The sequence below is a fragment of the Bradyrhizobium erythrophlei genome (assembly GCF_042430365.1).
Lineage (GTDB): Bacteria > Pseudomonadota > Alphaproteobacteria > Rhizobiales > Xanthobacteraceae > Bradyrhizobium > Bradyrhizobium erythrophlei.
This window is the reverse complement of sequence record NZ_JBHMET010000110.1, coordinates 1-3547: the sequence shown is the minus strand read 5'-3', so window position 1 is coordinate 3547 and position 3547 is coordinate 1. Positions and strand designations below refer to the sequence as shown.

2 protein-coding genes and 2 tRNA genes are annotated in these 3547 nt (G+C 63.9%); 1 reads left to right on the top strand and 3 read right to left on the bottom strand.

Annotated elements, in window-relative coordinates; genetic code table 11:
• Positions 1 to 523: 523 nt before the first annotated feature.
• The 3 genes from ACFFWD_RS17945 to ACFFWD_RS17935 form a co-directional block, all read right to left on the bottom strand.
• Positions 524 to 608, bottom strand: a tRNA-Glu gene (locus tag ACFFWD_RS17945).
• A complete protein-coding gene (locus tag ACFFWD_RS17940; protein ID WP_376967426.1) occupies positions 599 to 907 on the bottom strand; it encodes a hypothetical protein in 309 nt (102 codons plus the stop codon). Before ACFFWD_RS17940 ends, ACFFWD_RS17945 begins: the two co-directional genes overlap by 10 nt.
• Positions 908 to 1126: 219 nt before the next feature.
• Positions 1127 to 1201, bottom strand: a tRNA-Thr gene (locus tag ACFFWD_RS17935).
• 557 nt (positions 1202 to 1758) lie between these two features.
• On the opposite strand from ACFFWD_RS17935, the gene ACFFWD_RS17930 reads away from it, so the two are divergent.
• The gene (locus ACFFWD_RS17930) at positions 1759 to 3465 is read left to right on the top strand and encodes an FAD-dependent oxidoreductase (protein WP_376967424.1); all 1707 of its coding nucleotides are present in this window, start codon (positions 1759 to 1761) and stop codon (positions 3463 to 3465) included.
• Positions 3466 to 3547: the final 82 nt, after the last annotated feature.

Genomic DNA, 3547 nt, shown 5'->3' with positions numbered 1-3547 from the left:
GCCCATGCCGGCGAACGTGGTGATCCGCACTCAGCTACACCACGCCACGGGGCACGATCGGCGGCCGGCGCGATGTTCCCCAGATTGTCAATTCGGGAACGGGCCTTTGCGGTAGCTGCGCGACGACAGGCAGTCGATGCGAGGGCGTCTCACTGAGTAGCTGAATGCCCATAACGCGTCGGCGTGCTTGGGCGGTCGCTCCCTGTGTTAAAGTGACGGCGAATACTCGCAACTCCTCGATGCGCCGGCACTTCTTTCTAAAGCCTGCATAGCCGCTGGACGCTCGCTCCGTCACAACGGTGCGCCAACAGGATGCCCCGTGTGTGTGCGTGCATGTGCTGCAACAAGGTGTTCAGGTCAGAGGGGCCTAACAGTCGCATTGCCAGCGATGCAAGGAGCGCGAGGCGGCCAACTACTGCCCGTGGCGAGGGGGCCACAAATTGCCGATTCCGACCAACCGGGCCCGTGCGGTCCTGATTGATCTATTCAGGTGCCGGATATCGAGTAATTAGAAGTGAGCGCGACGCAGCGGCAGGACTCGAACCTGCACCACCCCAACCACCGAAGTGTCGAAAATCGGGGGCTCTATCCAGTTTAGCTACGCTGCGGGCGCGCCGAACCCCTCATAGCTGAATCGTTTCTGGTCGAGTTGACGCCAATTTCTAAAATTGCCGAAATACACGTCAAATGACTTTTCCGCGCATGGACCGCCTTGTTTGTCCACCAGCGCGGTCAGTGCGTATGCTGGCAGATACTCTCCGGCTCCTGAGAGAAGGGTATTGGCATAAGAGGCCTTGTTGGAATCATGCTCGCTATGCCGAACACTTCGCATGACGAGTGTCACGTCCTCCAGTGTGAGTTCCTCGCGGCCCAGAATGCGTTCGAAATCATCTTGCTCAAGAAGCATTCTTTCACTCCCATGGGCGCTTCTGGATTGATTGATCGCACCGTACTGCCAGGCGGACGGTCGTCAGCAGATCATTATATTTGTGTCAGGCTTCCACCCACAGGATCAGAGATGGCTGGGAGAGTTCACGAAGGCGCACACCGGCGCCGCTCCCCCAGAGGCAGGCGTGAACATTGGTCCCGAAACGGTCCAACTGAGCCCCTGTTTTTATGAAAGAAATGGTGCTGCCAGACAGGATTGAACTGTCGACCTCTCCATTACCAATGGAGTGCTCTACCACTGAGCTACGGCAGCATGCCCGGGAAATTAGAATCAGCCCTCAAGGGGCCCGTCCAAGCGGGCGGTTCTTGCCACAAGGCCCTCTCCGGCGCAAGCACAAGGGCGCCTGCGGAGGAACCGAAATCGGCAGAAAAATGCGCATTCTGGGCCGGCGATCCGGACCAATCCGGCCGATTCCGGCCAGATTTGGTTCCCGATCGCACTGGAACTGGCGTTATCAGCCAATTGCCCTCGAATCATGCCGCTTCACGCGCAACTGACCGCTCGGGCAGGGTGCACGGGCGATGGCCATTGTCTATTCTCCGCCACGCGCAGGGACCGGACGATGTGGGTTCGAAAATGACAGGCGATCAGGGAAAGGGCAGCGGTTCAATCGGACCCAGCGTGAAGGATTCACGACAGGATCGGCTGAAAGAGGCACTGCGCGAGAATCTGAAGCGGCGCAAATCGCAGGCGCGCGGTCGCGACGAGGCCGCATCTTCCGAAGCGGCCCCGTCTATCCTAGATGACGCGGACGGAAACGAGCCGGCGCGCTAGCCGGTTCGCAAATTGCGGTGCGAGGAATCAGGTCGATGGCTGCAGACGAAACGACGATCGATCGGCTGAACGCGCGCGCCTACGCCTTTCCGCGCCACGAGCAGACCTTCCCGACCCTTACGGCGCACGAGATAGAGCGCATGCGCCGCTTCGGCGAGCTGCGCGCCTACAAGCACGGCGAGGCTCTGTTCGAGACCGGCAAGCCCGGCCCCGGCATGTTCGTGGTGCTGTCGGGCAATGTCGCGGTCACCCTGCGCGACGGCCTCGGCAATGTCACGCCGGTGATCGACGAGGGTCCGGGACAATTCCTCGCCGAAGTCGGCCAGCTCTCCGGGCGCGTCGCGCTGGTCGACGGCCATGCCGACGGCGACGTCGAGACGCTGCTGATCCCACCCGACAAATTACGCGCGCTGCTGGTCGCCGAGGCCGATCTCGGCGAGCGCATCATGCGCGCGCTGATCTTGCGCCGGGTCAGCCTGATCCAGGGCGGCGCCGGCGGCGCCGGCGGCGCCGTGCTGATCGGTCCTGCGTCGGTCGGCAACATGGCACAGCTGCAGAATTTTTTGGCGCGCAACGGACAGCCGCATCATTTCCTCGATCCCGACACTGACAAGGATGCCGCCGATCTTCTCGAGCGCTATTCGGCGTCGCGCGCCGAGCTGCCGCTGGTGGTCTGTCCCGACGGCACGGTGCTGCGCAATCCGTCCGAAAACGCGCTGGCGATGGCGCTCGGCATGATCGGCCGCCACGCCCATGACAAGCTCTACGATGTCGCGGTGGTCGGCAGCGGCCCGGCGGGCCTTGCGACTGCGGTCTATGCGGCGTCCGAAGGTCTCTCGGTCGCGGTGTTCGATTCGCGCGCCTTCGGCGGCCAGGCCGGCGCCAGCGCGCGAATCGAAAACTACCTGGGATTCCCGACCGGCATCTCCGGCCAGGCGCTGGCGGGGCGCGCCTTCAATCAGGCGCAGAAGTTCGGCGCCGAGATGTTGATCCCGGTCTCGGTGAAGTCGCTCGACTGCTCGAAAGCCTCCGGCGCCTTTGCGCTTGCCACCGAATGCGGCCACACGCTGCGCGCCAAGTCGGTCGTGGTGGCGAGCGGAGCGCGCTATCGACGGCCCGAGATCGACAATCTCGAAGCCTATGAGGGGCGCGGCGTCTGGTACTGGGCCTCGCCGATCGAGGCGCGGCTCTGCGCCAACCAGGATGTCGTCTTGGTCGGCGGCGGCAATTCGGCGGGGCAGGCGGCGGTGTTCCTGTCGACGCATGCCCGCAAGGTCTACATGATCATCCGCGGCGGCGGGCTCGGCGCCAGCATGTCGCGCTATCTGATCGAGCGCATCGAGGCGACGCCGAACATCGAGCTGATTTTCAACGCCGAGGTGATCGGGCTCGAGGGCGCCGAGACGCTCGAGCGCGTGCGCTGGCGCAGCCGGCTCGCGCCCGACCAATTCACCCTCGATATCCGCAATCTCTTCCTGTTCGTCGGCGCCGATCCGGCCACCGGCTGGCTCGAGGGCTGCGGCGTGCAGGTCGATCGCGCGGGCTTCGTGCTGACCGGTGTGCAGGGCGGCGAGGGGACGCGCCCGGTGCCGCCGCTCGAGACTACGGTGCCCGGCGTGTTCGCGGTCGGCGATGTCCGCTCCGGATCGGTCAAGCGAGTCGGCGGCGCGATCGGCGAAGGCGCGCAGGTGGTCGCCGCGCTGCACGGCTTCCTGGTAGATGAGGGTAGCCCGTCGCTGTAATCAAGGCCGCACACTCATGCTATCCCCGTCATCCTTGTATGGGGTGTGAGGTGTCAAGAGGGCGTCGTTTGTTGGCGGCGGT